At 69.1% G+C, this 16,636-nt stretch carries 17 protein-coding genes and 4 pseudogenes; 14 read left to right on the plus strand and 7 right to left on the minus strand.

The features are described from left to right. Positions 1-189: 189 nt before the first annotated feature. A pseudogene (locus LE548_RS43620) lies at positions 190-795 on the plus strand (IS630 family transposase); the annotation flags it as partial. Continuing rightward, positions 775-1,122 carry a VOC family protein gene (locus LE548_RS43625; RefSeq protein WP_308031161.1) on the plus strand — a complete coding sequence of 116 codons (348 nt, stop codon included), beginning with the start codon at positions 775-777 and terminating at the stop codon, positions 1,120-1,122. The pseudogene LE548_RS43620 and the gene LE548_RS43625, both read left to right, overlap by 21 nt. Before the next feature lie 66 nt (positions 1,123-1,188). Here the strand turns inward: LE548_RS43625 and LE548_RS43630 are convergent. From LE548_RS43630 to LE548_RS43640, 3 genes and pseudogenes are all read right to left on the minus strand, one after another. Next, positions 1,189-1,314: pseudogene (locus LE548_RS43630) on the minus strand (transposase); the annotation flags it as partial. A gap of 195 nt (positions 1,315-1,509) precedes the next feature. Further along, positions 1,510-1,923, minus strand: a complete 414-nt coding sequence (locus LE548_RS43635; protein ID WP_225102597.1) for a nuclear transport factor 2 family protein — start codon at positions 1,921-1,923, stop codon at positions 1,510-1,512. Then, complete coding sequence (locus tag LE548_RS43640; RefSeq protein ID WP_308031155.1) at positions 1,920-2,441, minus strand: peroxiredoxin-like family protein; 522 nt, start codon at positions 2,439-2,441, stop codon at positions 1,920-1,922. The genes LE548_RS43635 and LE548_RS43640 overlap by 4 nt, the downstream gene beginning before the upstream one ends. Positions 2,442-2,612: 171 nt before the next feature. Between LE548_RS43640 and LE548_RS43645 the strand changes: the two genes are divergently transcribed. The 4 genes and pseudogenes from LE548_RS43645 to LE548_RS43660 form a co-directional block, all read left to right on the plus strand. Beyond that, entirely contained in the window at positions 2,613-3,227 is a 615-nt protein-coding gene (locus LE548_RS43645; protein WP_225102599.1) for a TetR/AcrR family transcriptional regulator, read from the plus strand. A 283-nt stretch (positions 3,228-3,510) separates the two neighbouring features. Beyond that, positions 3,511-3,999 carry a transposase gene (locus tag LE548_RS43650; protein WP_225102600.1) on the plus strand — a complete coding sequence of 163 codons (489 nt, stop codon included), beginning with the start codon at positions 3,511-3,513 and terminating at the stop codon, positions 3,997-3,999. 58 nt (positions 4,000-4,057) lie between these two features. Next, positions 4,058-4,828, plus strand: coding sequence for a hypothetical protein (locus LE548_RS43655; protein ID WP_225102612.1), 771 nt, complete (start codon positions 4,058-4,060; stop codon positions 4,826-4,828). A gap of 215 nt (positions 4,829-5,043) precedes the next feature. Continuing rightward, a pseudogene (locus LE548_RS43660) lies at positions 5,044-5,127 on the plus strand (DUF5372 family protein); the annotation flags it as partial. 57 nt (positions 5,128-5,184) lie between these two features. Here LE548_RS43660 and LE548_RS43665 read toward each other — a convergent pair. Continuing rightward, positions 5,185-5,397, minus strand: a complete 213-nt coding sequence (locus LE548_RS43665; RefSeq protein ID WP_225102601.1) for a DUF4287 domain-containing protein — start codon at positions 5,395-5,397, stop codon at positions 5,185-5,187. Positions 5,398-5,595: 198 nt separating this feature from the next. Continuing rightward, positions 5,596-6,159: a dihydrofolate reductase family protein gene (locus LE548_RS43670; RefSeq protein WP_225102602.1), complete on the minus strand. Its 564-nt coding sequence runs from the start codon at positions 6,157-6,159 to the stop codon at positions 5,596-5,598. 167 nt (positions 6,160-6,326) lie between these two features. Here LE548_RS43670 and LE548_RS46895 point away from each other — a divergent pair. Then, positions 6,327-6,701 (plus strand): annotated as a pseudogene (locus LE548_RS46895) (Tn3 family transposase); the annotation flags it as partial. Positions 6,702-6,762: 61 nt separating this feature from the next. Next, complete coding sequence (locus LE548_RS45830; protein WP_308031157.1) at positions 6,763-7,596, plus strand: Tn3 family transposase; 834 nt, start codon at positions 6,763-6,765, stop codon at positions 7,594-7,596. A gap of 117 nt (positions 7,597-7,713) precedes the next feature. On the opposite strand, the gene LE548_RS43680 is transcribed toward LE548_RS45830, so the two are convergent. Then, the gene (locus LE548_RS43680; protein ID WP_225102603.1) at positions 7,714-8,076 is read right to left on the minus strand and encodes a MerR family transcriptional regulator; all 363 of its coding nucleotides are present in this window, start codon (positions 8,074-8,076) and stop codon (positions 7,714-7,716) included. A gap of 59 nt (positions 8,077-8,135) precedes the next feature. On the opposite strand from LE548_RS43680, the gene LE548_RS43685 reads away from it, so the two are divergent. The 3 genes from LE548_RS43685 (at position 8,136) to LE548_RS43695 (ending at position 11,949) form a co-directional block, all read left to right on the plus strand. Next, positions 8,136-9,347 (plus strand): MFS transporter, encoded by a 1,212-nt coding sequence (locus tag LE548_RS43685; protein WP_225102604.1) that lies wholly within the window; start codon positions 8,136-8,138, stop codon positions 9,345-9,347. Positions 9,348-9,382: 35 nt separating this feature from the next. Further along, a complete protein-coding gene (locus LE548_RS43690) occupies positions 9,383-10,177 on the plus strand; it encodes an alpha/beta fold hydrolase (RefSeq protein WP_225102605.1) in 795 nt (264 codons plus the stop codon). Between the two features lie 968 nt (positions 10,178-11,145). Further along, entirely contained in the window at positions 11,146-11,949 is an 804-nt protein-coding gene (locus tag LE548_RS43695; protein ID WP_225102606.1) for an IS5 family transposase, read from the plus strand. A 236-nt stretch (positions 11,950-12,185) separates the two neighbouring features. Here the strand turns inward: LE548_RS43695 and LE548_RS43700 are convergent, their stop codons facing one another. Continuing rightward, positions 12,186-12,338: a hypothetical protein gene (locus LE548_RS43700; RefSeq protein ID WP_225102607.1), complete on the minus strand. Its 153-nt coding sequence runs from the start codon at positions 12,336-12,338 to the stop codon at positions 12,186-12,188. 538 nt (positions 12,339-12,876) lie between these two features. On the opposite strand from LE548_RS43700, the gene LE548_RS43705 reads away from it, so the two are divergent. From LE548_RS43705 to LE548_RS43715, 3 genes are all read left to right on the plus strand, one after another. Beyond that, the gene (locus LE548_RS43705; RefSeq protein ID WP_225102608.1) at positions 12,877-13,584 is read left to right on the plus strand and encodes a DUF4232 domain-containing protein; all 708 of its coding nucleotides are present in this window, start codon (positions 12,877-12,879) and stop codon (positions 13,582-13,584) included. A 335-nt stretch (positions 13,585-13,919) separates the two neighbouring features. Beyond that, complete coding sequence (locus LE548_RS43710; RefSeq protein ID WP_225102609.1) at positions 13,920-14,750, plus strand: hypothetical protein; 831 nt, start codon at positions 13,920-13,922, stop codon at positions 14,748-14,750. 174 nt (positions 14,751-14,924) lie between these two features. Further along, the gene (locus tag LE548_RS43715) at positions 14,925-15,797 is read left to right on the plus strand and encodes a nucleoside hydrolase (protein ID WP_225102610.1); all 873 of its coding nucleotides are present in this window, start codon (positions 14,925-14,927) and stop codon (positions 15,795-15,797) included. The last annotated feature ends 839 nt before the right edge of the window (positions 15,798-16,636 follow it).

A 16,636-nucleotide genomic window follows, 5' to 3' on the forward strand; every position in this document is an offset into this window, starting at 1 on the left:
ACCTGCCCCAGTGATCTGTGCCATGCATGCCGGGAGTTGACCGAGCCGGTGCTGTCCGCCTGACGCTTTGAGCGTCGCGCACGACCCTATTGATCCGAAACGCATTGTGTTCGCGCTCGTTGACCGCGCGCGAGTGATCTGTTGGGGGATGCGCGGACCTGGTCGGCGGACGCACAGGAGGCTGTGCGTCTGCTGGCGGTGTCCGCGCTGGCGGAGGGCAGGGATCGGGCAGAGGTCGCGGCCCTGTTCAGGGTGTCGGTCAGGGCCGTGGACAACTGGTGGGCGAGGTGGCAAGCGGGAGGCCGGGACGCGCTGCTGTCCCGGCCCCGGGGCCGACGCGCGGGTGAACATCAGGTTCTGTCCGAGGTCGAGCAGGCCGCCGTCCGTCAGGCCGTCCTCGACCACACCCCTCCGACCTGGGGCTTTCCGGTCAGCTGTGGACGTGGGGAGTGATAGTCGAGCCGATCTTCAAGCTGTACCGGATCCGGTTCACCGAACCCGGCGTGGGCAAGTACCTCAAGCGCTGGGGGCTCACCTTCCAGCGGCCGGACAAGCGGGCCGTCGAGCAGGAGCCGGAAGCGGTCCGCGTCTGGCACGAGGAGACCTGGCCGGCGATCCGGGCCGGAGCGAAGGCGGAGAACGGTGAAGTCCTCTTCGCCGATCAGGTCGGGATCCGCTCGGACCAGGTCACCGGCCGCACCTGGGGAGCCAAGGGTCAGACTCCGGTCGTCCGTCGCACCGGGATACCGGTTCTCCGTGAACGCGATGTCCGCGATCAGCACCAAGGGGCGGATGAGGGCGCGGGCGACGTGGGTCACCGAGGACTTCGCCGAGCTCAAGACCGCGGGTGCCACGCTTGCGATCGCCGGCACCCGCACCGTCCCGTTGTTCGCCCCGGGCTCTGCCCGCCCGGCGGACAACCACAGCGTGATCACCGAGTTCCTCGTCGACGACGTGGACCGCGTTCACCAGAACCTGACCGGCTTCGTCACCGACTTCGTCAACGAGCCCACCACGATGCCCTGGGGCAACCGGTCGCTGCTGTTCCGTGACCCCGACGGCAACCTCGTCAACTTCTTCACCACCGTCACCCCGGCGGTCATCGAAAAGTTCGCACGTTGACGCCACGCTCAGCCGATCACGGGGGAGTCCTGAGGTCCCAGGGCTCCCGGCGAATGCGGTCGTCGAGTGCAGGGCGACGCACGCGGACAGGTGCATCGCGCGAGTGAGCTGTCGGTTGCCGCCTCCGGGCGCGTGTTCGCCGTGGATGGAGGTCCCTGACGACTTCGTCGTCGGGGCGAGTCCGGCGTGGGCTTCCGCAGCAGGCGTCAGCCCTTCAGGGGCGGCTTTCCCCGCTCGCCGACGCAACGGATCTCGGCGTGGGTGGTGTTGTGCCGTCGCCTCCACCGCTTGAGCCGACGGCACTCAGAGCGGTCCGAACCAGATCGGCCAATGTCCGTCGGCCGCCGACGACATGTCCACGATGTCTCGCCCGGTTTCCCGGTGGCTTCACCTCCCGGTGCCGTCGCCGGCCTGGTCCGGCATGTCACGGGTGGTGGAGTGGACGCGGCGCAGCCGTCCGTCCGGAGCCAGTTCCCCGAACAGGTAGATCTCGTTGCTCAAGCGACGCCCTTTTCGCATGGTGGAGCGCAGGGTGTACCGGGCGGCGACGCGGTCGCCGGCCACCAGAGTGTCATGGACTTCGACGTCGAGGGCGATCGCGCTCTTGCGTGCAGGGCGGGCATGGGCGATCAGCTTGTCCCGGTCCAGCCATATCCCATCGCTGTGCCACTCGATGTCCGGGGTGTGGTAGCGGTCGATGACCACGCCGGGGTCCTCGTTGCCCAGGCCCATCTCCCGGATGTACGACCTCAGGTACCCGGCGAGCTCCTGTGCAGGGGTAGGCCGGGGATTCTCACTCATGACACTCCTTCGGGACGGGATCCTGGCGGCAGTGGTGTTCGGGCGGCCAGTTCGAGCAGTTCGTCGACCGACCACTGGTCGTAGGCGTGTTCGCCGTACTTGGCGGCGAGGACGCGGCCGTCGGGCGCGATCAGGAAGTCGGCGGGAAGGCCGAGCCGTCCGCCGTGCGGCCCGCGGGCCGGAGCACGCTCCCGCCCGCGGGCGATCGTCCACGCGCTGCGCAGAATGGCCCGGGCGGTTGGTCCCCAAGCGCGCGGGCTCAGCAGCGCGCGAGGCGCCGACTCGACGCCGAACTCGGTGTACAGCCGCTTGGCCGGGTCGGCGATCACCGCGAAGGGAAGGTCGGATACGTGGTCCCGCAGTTCTTCTGCGGGGGAGTGGAAGATCACGACCTCGCGGATTCCGGCCTGAGCGATCTCCGCGTGTCGCCGCACCACCGATCGCAGGTGCAGGTTGCAGATCGGGCAGCCGGCGAACCGTCGGAACTGCACATGGATCAGCCGGTCGCGGTCGGGCACAGTGACCGGGGCGCCCGTAACGGCCGTGAGCCCGCGGGAACCGACAGTGGCACCAGGCCCTAAGGTCCCTCCCTGCGTGCGCCTTCGAGACGTGCGCATCATCTCCCCCTTGCTTTAGGCGTACACCCTACGCTTACCAGCGTAGGCATATGCCGTACGCTGTCAACCGTCATGCCTCGCCCGCGTTCACTCACCCCGGATCAGCTCGCCTCGGCCGCCCTCACCGTCATTGATCGCGACGGGCTCGCCGGCCTGTCGATGCGCGCGGTCGCGCAGGAACTGCGGATGAGCACGATGGGGCTCTACCGCTACGTCGCCGACCGCGAGGAACTCGAACGGCTGGTCGTCGAATCCGTCCTCGGAACCGTCGATACCGAGCCGGCGCCTTCGTGCACGCCGTGGGAGGAGCGGATCGAGGCCCTGGTGCGGCGCCTGCGCGACACCATCAGTGCACACCCCGCGGTCGTGCCGCTGACGGTCACCCACCGGCACCAGTCCCGTGCAGTGTTGCGCTGGTCGGAAGCAGTACTCACCGTCCTCTCCGAGGCAGGCTTCGACGGCAGACGACGCGTCATCGCGCTACGGGCCCTACTGAGCTACATCATCGGGGCCATCCAACTGGAACACCTGGGGCCCCTGGCGGGCGAGGGCACAGTCGCCATCTCCGCGCTGCCGCCCACCGAGTTCCCGCACCTGGCCCAGACCGCGCAGCGCGCGCGTGACGTGGGTGCCGACGAGGAGTTCCTGGGTGGGCTCGCCGCGCTGATGCGTGGCCTGCACACGTAACACCCACGCTCCCAGTTGGTGGTCGGAGCCCCCACCGCCCTCGCATACCGGTGCGAGGGGCCGGTCAAGACGTCAGGAGAGGCGAAGAGGGTTCGCGTCGACGCGGCCGCCGGTGCCAAGGGTCCGTCGGTGTGCCGGGGGCATCTCCGGGTGAGTCGAGGATCGGCCTGGGCCACGCGGATGTTCTGTGGGGCCGGGGGAGAGACTCTGCTGCGCAATTCCCTGCGGGGTGACTGTGGGCACGGGATGATCGCTCGTGCGGTCGTTGTCCTGTCGTGCGGCCGTGGGGGTGGTGTGGGTGTCGATGCGGCCGCAGGGGCTGCCGGAGGTTCCGGCGCAGACGGCGGCGGTGGCCCGGGCGGCGTTTCCGCAGGGGAGCGTGGCGATGCGGGCGCGGGACCGGCTCACGGAGGTCTTCGCGGACGAGCCGTTCAGCGACGCGTTCGGGGTCCGGGGTCCTCCGGGGTTGTCGCCGGGGGTGTTGGGCCTGGTCACGGTGTTGCAGTTCGCCGAGAACCTGACCGACCGGCAGGCTGCGGCGATGGCGGTGCGGGCGATCGACTGGAAGTACGCGATGGGCATGGAGCTGACGGACATCGGGTTCGACATCAGTGTGTTGAGTCGGTTCAGGGCCCGGCCGGCCGAGCACGGCATGGAACGGGTGCTCTTCGACCGGCTCCTTGAGCACTGCAAGGCCGAAGGGCTGGTCGCTGCCGGTGGGAAGCAGCGCACGGACTCCACCCATGTGATCAGTCGGACTCCACCCATGTGATCAGTGCGGTGCGGACTTGAACCGTCTGGAGCTGGCCGGGGAGAGTGTGCGGGCCGCGTTGGAGGCGCTCGCGGTCGTGGCGCCGTCCTGGCTGGCCGGGGCGGTGGACGTCGCGGAGTTCGCTCACCGTTACGGGCCGCGGGTGGACAGCTGGCGGATGCCGTCCTCGCAGACCAAGCGTGACAGGCTCGCGCAGGTCTTCGGACAGGATGCGCTGGCGTTGTGCCGGGCCGCATGGGCGCCCGGGGCCCCGGGATGGATCCGCGAGATCGAGGCAGTGCAGGTACTGCGGCAGATCCTCGTGCAGACCTACTACCTCCGCGCCGACGCCAAGGGGCGAGAGGTGATCGTGAAGCGGGCCGCCGACGACGAGGGCGTCCCGCCCGGCCAACTCCGCCTCGCCTCGCCCTACGATCTCGACGCACGCTGGGCGGCCAAGGGCGAGGACCTGTTCTGGATGGGCTACAAGATCCATCTCACGGAGAGCTGTGACACTCTCACCGAAGCCGAAGCCGAAGCCGAAGCCGAAGCCGAAGCCGAAGCCGAAGCCGAAGCCGAAGCCGGTGTCCGGAGGGCACCGAACCTGATCACGGACGTGTTCACCACCGACGCCACCGTGCCCGATGTGAAGGCGACGGCTCCGGCCCAGCGACGTCTCGCAGAGCGCGGTCTGAAGCCCGCTGAGCACTACCTCGATTCCGGCTATCCCTCGGCCGGCCTCATCACCGCCGCCGCCGGCCAGGGCGTCCGCATGGTCACCCCGTTGGGGGACAGCACGATGCCCGGCCTGAACGGGTCGCGCAGTCCCGCATCGGGGGTCTGCTGGTAGTCCAACGCGACCCATTCCTGGGCCATCTGCTGGAGTTCGCGATGGTGTACAGCGGCATGCAGTCGATGCCGCGGCCGCGTTTTTGTGGCTGCGGCCCTGCCAGCCGTGCCGCACGTACTGGCTGAAGCAGTGCGCGAGGGTGATGAAGAAGTGCTCGGTGAGCGGTTTGTCACGAGTCGTCAACTGCACCCGATCAGCACCGTGAGCATGGAGTTGTGCGGGTCACGCACCCGTTCCACCCGCTGTGTGGGCGGGAGTTCACCTTCGTCGACCGCCGCCTGGCCTGGGACGAGGACCGGGTCGCGTTTACCGTCCGTACCGCGGGTGCCCGGGCTCCTGCGGCGCGCACGCTCGGGCTACTTGGCGTTGCCTTCGGCGAGGGTGTGGGCGACGAGTGCGTTGGCGTGGCCGTGGCCGAGTCCGTGCTCGGTCTTGAGCCAGTTGACGAGTTCCATGTGCTTGGTCAGGGGCGAGGTGCGGATAAGGTTCTTCCATTCCGCGATCGGGCGGCCGTACTTCTTCTCGATCGAGGGGAAGTAGCTGACGGGGCCCTTCACCGGTGCGGTCATGTCGCAGTCTCCTGTCCGTCGGTGTGTTGTGGTTTTGGTGTGTCGCTGTGCGGGCGGCGAGGCGAGGACCGCTTCTGCCGCGTGGTGAGGGCCGGATGGGCCGAAGACCGATTCCGCCACTTGGCGCATGTGTCGACAACCTGCCTGCCGCCGCAGAGATAGGAGCCTTTCGGCGGCAGGTCACTGCCATGGCTCCGGCTACGCCTCGTCGGCGGGCCCGTAGACGACGTGCAGCACGCCGGTCTTGAAGACGTCAGAGGTGATCAGCTTCAACGGGATCGGCTCGGCCGTGTCGTCGAACAGGCGCTGCCCGCGGCCGACCGCGATCGGGTGGACCAGCAGGTGAAGCTCGTCGATCAGACCTGCGGCCAGCAACTGGCGGACCACGGAGACCGAGCCGGACATCCCGATGGGGCCGCCCGGCTCCGCCTTCAGCTTGGTAACGGCCTCGACCAGGTCGCCCTGGAGCTGCTCGGAGTTGCGCCAGGCGAACTCCAGCGGGGAGTTGGAGACCACGATCTTGCGGGCGTCGCCGAGTGCCTTGGCCATCTCGGCGTCGTCCTCACCGGCGGCCTCTCGGGCCGGCCACGCGCCAGCGAAGGTGTCGTAGGTGACCCGGCCCAGCAGGACGGTGTCCGCCGCGCCGAGCTGGGCGGTCACGGCCGCGCCCATCTCGTCGTTGAAGTAAGGGAAGTGCCACTTCTCCGGGCTCTCCACGACGCCGTCAGCGGCGATGAACAGGCCGGCGCTGATCTTCCTCATGAGGTGCTCCCTGCAAGCTCGGGTATCGGTTGCTTCACCCGGTCAGACGGAGCACCCCAGCGGAACTCATCGCTGCCCTGTCGAGATTTCCAAGATTCTTTTCAGGCCGCCCGGACGCGCGACCGTCGCTCCGATGAGTCGAAGGCTCCCGGGCGGCCTGAGCCGGTATGAAGACCGTGGTGTTCGACGTGGGCCAGCTTCGCCCCGGCGCCAGGCCGCTTCTCTGCGGCGGCCAGGCCCGCTCCCCGCAGCTCAAGCGGAATCTGATCGCCTGCCTGATCGGGCTTTCCACGAATCTGGGGCTGCACGGGATGGCCGCCTCCTGCGGCATCCCGTACGACGTGCTGGCATGGACCGCGGAGTCGTACATCCGCGAGGACACGCTGCGCGAGGCGAACATCTGCCTGGTCAACTACCACCACAAGCTGCCGATGACGGCGATGTTCGGCTCCGGCACCCTGTCCTCCTCGGACGGGCAGCGCTTCCCCACCCGGGGCAAGTCGATCACCGCGCGGCACCTGAACAAGTACTTCGTGTCCGAGGGCATCTCCACCTACACCCACGTCTCCGACCAGTACTCCACCTTCGGCACCAAGGTCATGCGTGGCCACGCATCGCGAGGCCCACTACGTGCTGGACGAGATCCTGGGCAACGCCACCGACCTGCCGATCACCGAACACGCCACCGACACGCACGGCGTCACCCTGGTCAACTTCGGCCTCTTCGATCTCGTGGGCAAGCAGCTCTCGCCCCGCATCCGCGACCTGGGCAAGATCACCCTGTACCGGATGGGCACCAAGGCCGACTACGAGGAGCGGTTCCCGAAGGCGGGGTGGCTGCTGACGAAGAAGGCCAACCTGGACCTGGTGGCCGCGCACTGGGACGATCTGCTGCGGCTGGCGGGGTCGCTGAAGTACGGGCACGCCACCGCCTCCCTGATCGTCGGCAAGCTCTCTGCGTCCTCCAGGCAGAACGCTCTCGCGGCCGCGCTGAAGGAGTACGGGGCGATCCGGCGCACGATCTACGCGGCGAAGTACCTGTCGGACGAGGGCTACCGGCGCAAGATCGCCCGACAGCTGAACAAGGGCGAATCGCTGCATTCCCTGCGGCGCCAGCTTCACTACGCCCGCGAGGGCAAGGTCACCCGCCGTCAGCCCGAGCCGCAGAACGAGCGGGCATGGTGCCTGACGGTGGTGACGAACGCGGTCGTGTGCTGGCACACCGAGTACATGGGCCTGGCCGTCGGTGAACTGCGCGACGCCGGCCGCGAGGTGGACGCCGAGGTGCTCGCGCACATCTCCCCGGCCCGCAGCTCGGTGGTCAACTACTACCGCTCCATCACCGTCGACTACGAGCACGAACTGGCCCAGCTCGACTACCAGGGACACCGGCCGCTACGTACCGTGGCCACGGACGATCTGTCAGCCGGGCTGTAGCGGCCAGACGGCGAGCGTCGTACCGCCACCGGAAACCGGTGTGCGTGTAGCCGCTGGCGGCGTCAGCCGGCCGGGGCTCGGTCGCTATCGCCCCGCTGGCTGCGGCGACCGGACCGTTCAGTCGGTGTCGGCCGGGCCTGCCGCGATGACTGTATCGAGCAGGCCTTGCGACGTCTGCAGGTCCTTGATCGCGTCGTTGATGCGCTCGCGCTCGCGGCGCAGTTGTGCCACCAGGTCGGAGCACACTGGCACAAGGGTCGCCCCGTCGTCACGGATGCACGGCAGGACTTGGGCGATGGTGGCGGTCGGCAGTCCGGCGGCCAGCAAGGCGCGGATGCGTCGGACAGTGTCCACATCCGCGTCGGTGTAGACGCGGTAGCCGCTGGGCAGCCTCGTCGGCGTCAGCAGACCCTGCTCCTCGTAGTAGCGCAGCAGCCGCTCGCTGACCTCGGTCCGGCGGACCATCTCCCCGATGCGCACGTGATCTGCACCTCACCGCATTGACTCTCACACTGATGTGAGACTTTAGCGTCCCGGTCATGACCACCAGCACCGCACGCCCGGCGACCGAGACCTCCGTCCCATCCGTACAGCGCCGCAGCGCCGCTGCCCTGGCGGTGCTGACCGCGTGCGTGTTCGTCGTGGGCACCGCCGAGTGGGTCATGGTCGGGCTGCTGCCGCAGCTTTCGGCCGACTGTCACCGTCCGCTGCCCGCGGTCGGTTCCCTGGTGACCTGGTACGCCCTGGTAGTCACCGTCGCCGGGCCGCTGGCGACGGCGGGGATGCTGCGGCTGGCGCGGCGCCGAGCATTGTTGGTGCTGCTGGGCGTGTTCGTCGCCGGCAACCTCGCCGCGGCTCTGGCCGGCAGCTTCAACATCCTGGTGGCGGCCCGGATCCTGACCGCGCTCACACACAGCACGGCGTTCGCGACGGCGATGGTGATCGCCGTTGGCATGGTGCCGGCGGCCCGCCGAGGCCGAGCCGTCGCCGTCGTGACGGCCGGTTGGAATCTGGCGACGGTCCTCGGCGCACCGCTGGGCACCTGGATCGGCGACCACTACGGCTGGCGCGCCACCTTCTGGGCCATCGCGGCCCTCGCCGCTGTCGTGCTCTGCGGCGTGGCCGCCTTCGTCCGCCCGCCGGCGCCGCACGAGGCCGCTCGTCCCGAGGGCGAGGTGCGGAGTCTGCTCCAGCCCCGGGTGGCCCTGGTGCTGGCGATCATCGTGGTTGCACAGGGCGGGCTGTTCACCGCCTACACCTACATCGCGCCCTTGTTACAGCAGGTCAGCGGCTTCGCCCCGTCCGCCGTCACCACCCTGCTCGCCCTGTTCGGGCTGGGCGCGGTCGCCGGCAACATCCTCGGCGGCCGCCTGGCCGACCACACCCCCTGGGCCGGGCTTTGCGCCCTGCTGGTCGGCCTGGCCGGTGTCCTCGCCGCGTTCAGCCTCACCAGCCGGATCCGGTGGACGGCCGCCGTCACCGTACTGGTCCTCGGTGTCATCGCGGCCGCCCTCATCCCGCTGCTGCAAGACCGGGCACTGGCCGCCGCCCCGACCGCACCCACCCTGGTCACCGCGATCAGCGCCTCAGCATTCAACCTCGGCGTCGCCGGGGGCTCCCAGCTCGGCGGCCACGCCCTCACCTCCGGCCTCACCCTGACCGATCTGCCCTGGATCGGCGCTCTGCTCGCTGGCGGCGCCGTGCTCATCGCCGCCGCAACCGTCCGCCACCACCGCACCAGCCAGCAGTAATCACCCACTGCCAGAACTCAAAGAGAAGAACGAACATGTCCCCTGCTCTGCCGACCTCTCGCCTCGGCCGCATCGTGCGCGGCACCGGCCCCGGCCTGCTCCTCGCCCACGGCGCCGGCGGCGGCATCGACGCCAACTACGGCCCCATCATGGACACCCTGACCGCCCAGCACACCGTGATCGGCCCCGACTACCCTGGTACCGGCCGCACCGAACGCGCCGAAGCGCCACTCACCCTCAACGGCCTCGCCGACGAACTAGTCGCCACCGCCATCGAAGAGGGCCAGGACACCTTCGCCATCGCCGGATATTCACTCGGCAGCCCGGTCGCCATCCGGGCCGCCACCCGCCACCCCGACCGCGTCACCGCCCTCATCCTGACCGCAGGCTTCGCCCACCCCAACCCGCGCTTCCTCCTCGCCGCCAAACTGTGGCGCGACCTGCTATGCGCCGGCGACCTGGAACAGCTGGCCGCCTTCGTCTCGTTGATCGGGCTAAGCGCCCCCGCCCTGGACGCCATCAACCAGGACGGCCTGGACACTGCCCTCAAGACCACTGCGGCCACCATCCCGCCCGGCACACCGGACCACCTCGACCTGCTCATCAACCACGTCGATGTCCGCGCCGACCTCGCCGCACTGACCGTGCCGACCCTTGTCATCTCCACCACGCTCGATCAGCTCGTGACGCCACACCACCACCGGCAGCTCGCCGAAGCCATCCCTGGAGCGCGCTACGCCGAGATCGCCACCGGGCACCTCCCGTTCATCGAGCAGCCCGAACAATGGGCAACGCTTATCAGCAATTTCCTCCGCGACAGCAACACCTGACGGCCGTTGATCGGCTGCCGACGACCTCCCCTGTGATGTCGCCGGCAGCCGGTCCTGTCGAGACGTTTGACGACGGGCGCCGCACCCATCCAATGAACCGGACATTCCTGGACCCGGGGCGGCGCCGATCCAATCAGATCCGATGGCGATTGATGACAGGATTTGGCGACAGATACTGTCCATTCCTCCGCACGGAAGGGGGCCCTTGGTGGCGAACCTGGTCTACAAGCGCGTCTCACCGACCAGCAGTCGACCGCCCGGCAGAACCTCGTCCTGGACGAGGCCGGGATCGAGGACCCCGTCGTCTTCGAGGACTTCCACAGATTCTTCTGGAGCACCTGGCTCGTGCTCAGGTGCCCCTTGCCGTAGAACACGTATGACTTGGGCTCGGGATTCGTGCTCCAAGCGCTGCTCCGCCGGGCGAGCTTCTCGAACCGCTTCAGCAGGTCCTCAACGGACTCCATCCCATTGACGGCATCCGCCGGCGGGGGGACAGGGGCCAGTCGCGACACGGTCGCGGGCACCTTGGCACTGCGCCTCGCGGGCTGGGCCACGGGCACTCCTCATGATCGCTAAAGGTGCCGCACAACATCGCAGATCTGCAATGTCATTCAGGGGATCTATGCACCCGGTGATGTTCGGCGGTTGGTTTTCAGTGGTCGGGGTTTTGGTTTCAGAAGCCATCCGCATTCCGGGCGTGAGCGGGCGTGATCGAACAGGGTTCCTGTTCGGGGGATCGTGGCGGCATCGGCGCATGAAGGCAGGACCTCCTGGTAGCTCGGCGATTGCGAGTCGACCCGAGCTTCCGGAGGCCCTGTTGTTGCAGTCTTGCGTGAGTGTGTCCGCCGCGCGTCCAACTCCCGCGTGTCGCCGTGCGATTGTCTCGCGCACCGGTTCGGGAACGCGGCGGATCACCCGGACCGCGTCCCGTGCTACGTCTCGGACATGACGGAGGCCAGTGGCAGGAGATGCGCCGGTCGCTGCCGATCCCGGCGTGGCTTCAGGGGCGGGGCGGCCGGCCCGAGGGCTATTGCCACCGCGTGATGCTGGACGCTGTGCGGTACGTCGTCGACAACGGGGTCAAGTGGGCGAACCTACCCGCGGACTTCCCGCCGTACCGGCGGGTGCACGCCTTCGCCCGACGCCGGCAGGTGGCCGGTCTGCTCGCCCAGCTCCACGACCGGCTCCGGGACCGGGTGCGCGCGAAGGAGGGCCGCGACGTGGATCCGAGTGCGGCGGTCGATGACTCGCAGTCGGTGCGGGCAGCGGCGAATATCCCCAGGTCAACGTCGAGATGGGACGGCGGCAAGAACGTGGGCGGGAGGAAGCGGCACGTGGTGGTGGACTGTCTCGGCCTCATCCTGGCGGTGCTGGTGACCTCGGCGAGCGTGCAGGACCGCCACGCAACCGTGCCGCTGCTCACCCGGCTGCGCCAGCGGCACTTCTCCATCCGCCTGGTATGGGCGGACTCCGGCTACGCGGGCCGGCTCGCCGACTGGGCCGCCGAGAAGCTCCAGCTCACCCTTGAGATCGTCAAACGCTCCGACGACACCACGGGGCTCGTCGTGCTGCCGAGACAGTGGGTAGTAGAGCGCACGCTGAGCTGGCTGGTCCGCTCGCGTCGTCTGGTGCGCGATGTCGAGACGCTGCCCGAGATGCACGAGCCCAGGGTGCTGTGGTCCATGACCATGCTGATGAGCGCCCGTCTGGCCGGGCGCCGCCGGGACGCCTTCCTCACGCGGCCACCCACGCCGGCTCCGTGCAGAGGGTGAACAGCCCCGGCTCCACCTCTCGGCCCAGCCCCGCGCGGCCAGCCGCTTCAGCCGCGAGCGAACCCCCTCGACCCGGCCGGAACCGTCGGCTCGCCCAGGGATGAGCGCGATCTGCTTCGCCCTCATCCCGCCCCCGGCGGCCTCCGGCCCGGCCAGGACCGTCAGGATCCGCTGGTACTCCGGCGCGAGCACCTCCCAACCGGCACCCTCGACGCGATGCGGCACCGTCGAGCCCGTCACCGCGGCCGGGCCTGCCCCGTCGTCGCAGTGTCCGGCTCGGCCAGCACCTCGGTGACGGTCTCGCGGGCCTGGCCGAGCCGCTCCAGCTGCACTTCCGCCGCGCCGAGCGCGGCCTGGACCCGCTCGGCCTCCTCCCGCAAGCGGGCCACCTCCGCGGACCTTCTTCTCCCGGGCCTCCAGCAGACCGAGCACCGACGGCATCAGCCACCTCCACGAACGTGACGCGAGCAGACGAACGCCTGAACTCTCCCGCCACCAGCCGAAGTTCAAGCCCGACCAGCAGAAACCCAGCGATCACATTCGGAATGCGGATGGCTTCTAAAACCTGTCTACGGCCGCTGCTGTGCCGAAGCACGACAGTTGCCACATAGGCAGGCTTGTTGTCACCGGCCGGGCTCAGGCCCTCGTCAACAGCTGTGGCGAGCCGTTCGGCGTGTGGCGTCGAGCAGCGGTTTGAGGGCGCGTAGCAGGGGTGATCGTCTGCCTGTGTCGGCTCCATACGGCGCGGCGTGAACACCGGTGTGCCTGTGCCCAGTTGGCTTGTTACCGAATGCGGACAGATCCGGGTGAACGACGTCCGGCGGGGCGTCATCTCATGGGGTGCAGCGAAACAGCCGATGCGGCCGGTCGCTCTGCGGGAGCAGGGGGAGGTGCCGCGTCGGGACAGACCATGGGGGAGCCTTCATCATGACTACGCATCGTGCCCGCCGTACCGCCCGTTCCGCCGCCCTGGCCGCCGTCACCGCCGCGCTGGCGCTGGGCCTGACCGCGTGCGGCGGTGCCGACGGTTCGAAAGCGGCGGGCGGCGGCCACGCCGCTGGTACCGCGCAGAGCCGGTCCGCGTCCAACGGGGACGGCAAGGGCAGCGTGGAGCAGGCCAACAGCGGTGGTGACACCAAGGAGGGGGCGCGCCCGGCGACCCTCTCGGGCGGGACGGACGAGGGCGTGGGCAAGGGCACAACGGCTGGCGCCCAGCAGTGCCGTGGAGACGAGATGCTGGTCACCGCGGTGCACCGGTTCGCCGGTCAGCCAGGCGACCACCTGCTGGTCGCCGCGGTGAACGAGGGCACCAAGCCCTGCTGGGTCACCTCGTACCCGGCCGTGGTGCTCGACTGGAACGTCGACAACGTCGCACTGCCGCACTCGAAGAAGGACACCCCGGGCGGCGACCAGCACGTCACGCTGCGGCCCGGAGGCAAGGCATACAGCGCGGTGAACCTCTTCGACTACGGCTCGAAGAACCACACGGCGCAGTCGCTCGCCATCGCGCTGCGCGGCGCGAACGGTCACCACGGCCCCTTCTACTCCGTCGTCATGAAGGGACAGAAGCCGCAGTTCAGCTGGAACGAGGCCGATGTGCTGAACTGGAGCACCAAGAAGCCGTACGACTTCTGACGGCCCGTCGGCCGACCCGCCTGCAGACGAGCGGCGGGGAGCCGATCCTGGTCCGCACCAGCGGACTGCCCGAGATCGACGGCGCTCCCGGCGGTATGGAATCGCCCTCAGCCTCCAGGAACGCCGGATCTTCGGTACTGGTGACAGAAGGGCTGCCGGAGGAGCACTTGTGACAAGCCGATGCCTCATTGGTGACAACCAGGCTGCCTCGGCCGGCCCTGTCCGCCCGTTCAGCCGGCTTCGCCGGTGACAACTCCTGAGCGTCGGCTCAGCCGCGCCCACCGCGCGGCGGCCGGAAATCCGTCTACAGTTCCCGCGACGATTGGGAGGCTCGTGTGAGCACCCCTGTTCCCCGATCCCGCCGACGCCTGCGCGTCCCCGCGCCCGGCGCGGCCGCACCCCGTCAGCCGGTCGACCAGGCGAAGGTCGGCCGCCGCTCGGTCCGCCGGCGCGCCACCGGCATGACCGCCACCGAGGCCGCGGCCGCGCTCGAAGAAGCCGAACTGCAGCGGCACGTCGACCGCGGCCGCGAGGAGCTGGCCGACGACGAACGCGGCTCCGCCGAATTCGGCGAGTGGCAGCGCATCGCGCAGCTGCTCGCCACCACCGGCGGCGTCTACGACCCGGAGGCCGACGCCGTCGTCCAGGACGCGCTCGCCGCCGACGCCGAAGACGAGCGCGTGCAGCAGCTGCAGGACGAGCAGCGCCGCCAGGAGCAGGAAACCGAGGCCGCCTGCCGCGCCGCCCTCGCCCCGGACTCAGCGAGGACGAGCGGGCGGCCGTGGGCCGACTGCCCGAGTCCGACCCGGCTGCCGCGCTCGCCTTCAACGCGCTGCTCGCCCGCGTGTACGAGGCCGGCACCGCAGCTCTCGCGGGGACCGCGTCATGACGGGCCGCCCGGAGGAGCCGGTGGTCGCCACGTGGGTGGAACCGACGGCCTGCGGCACCCGCCACGAGACGCTCACCGCCGACGGCCAGGTCCACGTCAACTACACGCCACCGCTCGGGGAGCCGTACTTCGAGGGCGACGACGACCCCGACCACACCTCGATCTGCAACTGCCCGCGCCTCTCGGCCCTGTTCTGCATGGAGTGCGCCGGCTGCGCCGCCTGCGGGCAGTGCCGCGGGCCGCACGCCTGGCCCCCTCTCCCGAGCTCATGTTGTGACCGAGAAGGTTCACCGGGTTGGCACCGATGAGGTCGCCGGGCCGGGCGCCGCCAAGCGAGGTGGTGAGGCGGGAGAAGACATGATGTCGCCGCCGCAGAAGAGGAGTTGGCCAGCGCGCCTGCCTCGCCGATATTCCGTAGGCTACGTTCCGTCGGATCGGTATGGTCGCGGGAATGGCAATCCCGATCGCGTTCGACATGGAGACCGGCGACCCCGACGACGTCTTCACCCTGTGTGCCCTCGCGACCCATCCGTGGGCGCGCCTGGTGGCCGTGACGGTCATGCCTGGATCGGATGAGCAGGTCGGTATCGTCAAGCACCTCCTCGGGCGCCTTGGGGTGACCGCGCCGGTCGGCGCGTACCGGCCCGGCGCTGGCGTGAAGCCGGTGTCGGGCTTTCACCGCCGATGGCTTGGGAAAGTTCCGCCCCGCGAACCTGACGCCGAGGCCTGGCAGTTGCTCCGGGACACCTTCGTCAGGGAGGACGCGACGCTGCTCACGGGGGCGCCGCTGAAGAATCCCGGCATGCTCCTGGAACGGAAACCGGACGTGCGCATCGCCCGCTGGGTCGCGCAGGGCGGCTTCGCCGGCGACTCCGTCGTCCCGCCCGAACACCGTCTCCCCAAGTTCGAAGGACGCGAGACCTGCGGGACGTACAACTTCAACGGCGCTCCGGAGGCAGCGTTGAAGCTGCTGGAGTCGCCCCACGTCGGTGAGCGGGTGCTCGTCTCGAAGAACGTCTGCCACGGCGTCGTCTACGACGGCGCGATGCACGCCGCCCTGTCGGCGCGGCGGCTCACACCCGGGATGGCGCTCGTCCGGGAAGGCATGGGGGTCTACCTGGCCAAGCGCCACGCCGGCAAGGCCTTCCATGACCCGCTCGCGGCGGCCGTGGCACTCGACGAATCCGTCTGCGCGTTCCGCGAGGTCGAGGTGTACCGCGAGCGCGGCGCCTGGGGTTCACGTCCGGCGGCCGGCACCCTGACGCGGATCTCGGTCTCGGTCGACCACGCGCGATTTCTGGACGTCCTCACTGCTACCGGGTGACGGCCTTCGCTCTGAGTGAGCTTGAAGGAGCTTCTGCCCTTCCTGGTCGGTCAACCTGCGCACACGGACAGGCTCGGCCACTACACCCCCAACGTTCGGAACGGATGTCACCGCACATCCGACCGCCCCAACCACCAACCCGGTGAACCTATGCGGTCAGAGCACTAATAACCGAAGGCAACCTCCTAGATCTCCGAAAACCCGTCACGTTCCCCGAGATCTGGGAGCCGGAGATGTCCAAATTGCCTGCGTGCCTGGGAGGTTGCTCTCTCGAATCCTCTGGCGGACAGGTTCCTGGGAGGCGACCTGAGAGCTTGGAAGGTCAGCACGCCGGAGCACCTGAGCTGATTACAGATCGTCACACAAGGGTGTCACGTCCGCATCGCGGGTGCTGTCGCACCGCCGTTCGGCCATGTGACAGTACCCGACCAAATGCCCGAAATGACCGTCTGTCTGGCATCGGGGAGACTCCGTCGCCCTGGGGCTGAATCCACGTGACAGCGTGACACCTCGCGCTTGAGCAGGCTCTCCTGACGATCATGGTCTGTCACGTCTCACCGAACCTTGACCAACGCCGGTTTGTGACAGGGAAGGTTGACCGCTGCAGGCCGACAGGCCGTGGCACCACCGTGCTCGGCGCCGCCCCCGAGCCGTGACACCGCTGGGGATACGTGCCGATCGCTCGGTTCGCCGTGGGGCCACGTTTGCGGCCGGGGCAGTGTTACGGTTCCTGGAGGCGAAGTGCGGCGTCGGAACGCTTCGGTTGCGTCCTGGGAAGTGGTGTACGGGTTCGACCTGATCCGGGGGTTTGCTCCCGCGTCGGGGTGACGCCCGCATAG

Source organism: Streptomyces sp. CoH27 (genome assembly GCF_020181035.1).
GTDB lineage: Bacteria > Actinomycetota > Actinomycetes > Streptomycetales > Streptomycetaceae > Streptomyces > Streptomyces camelliae.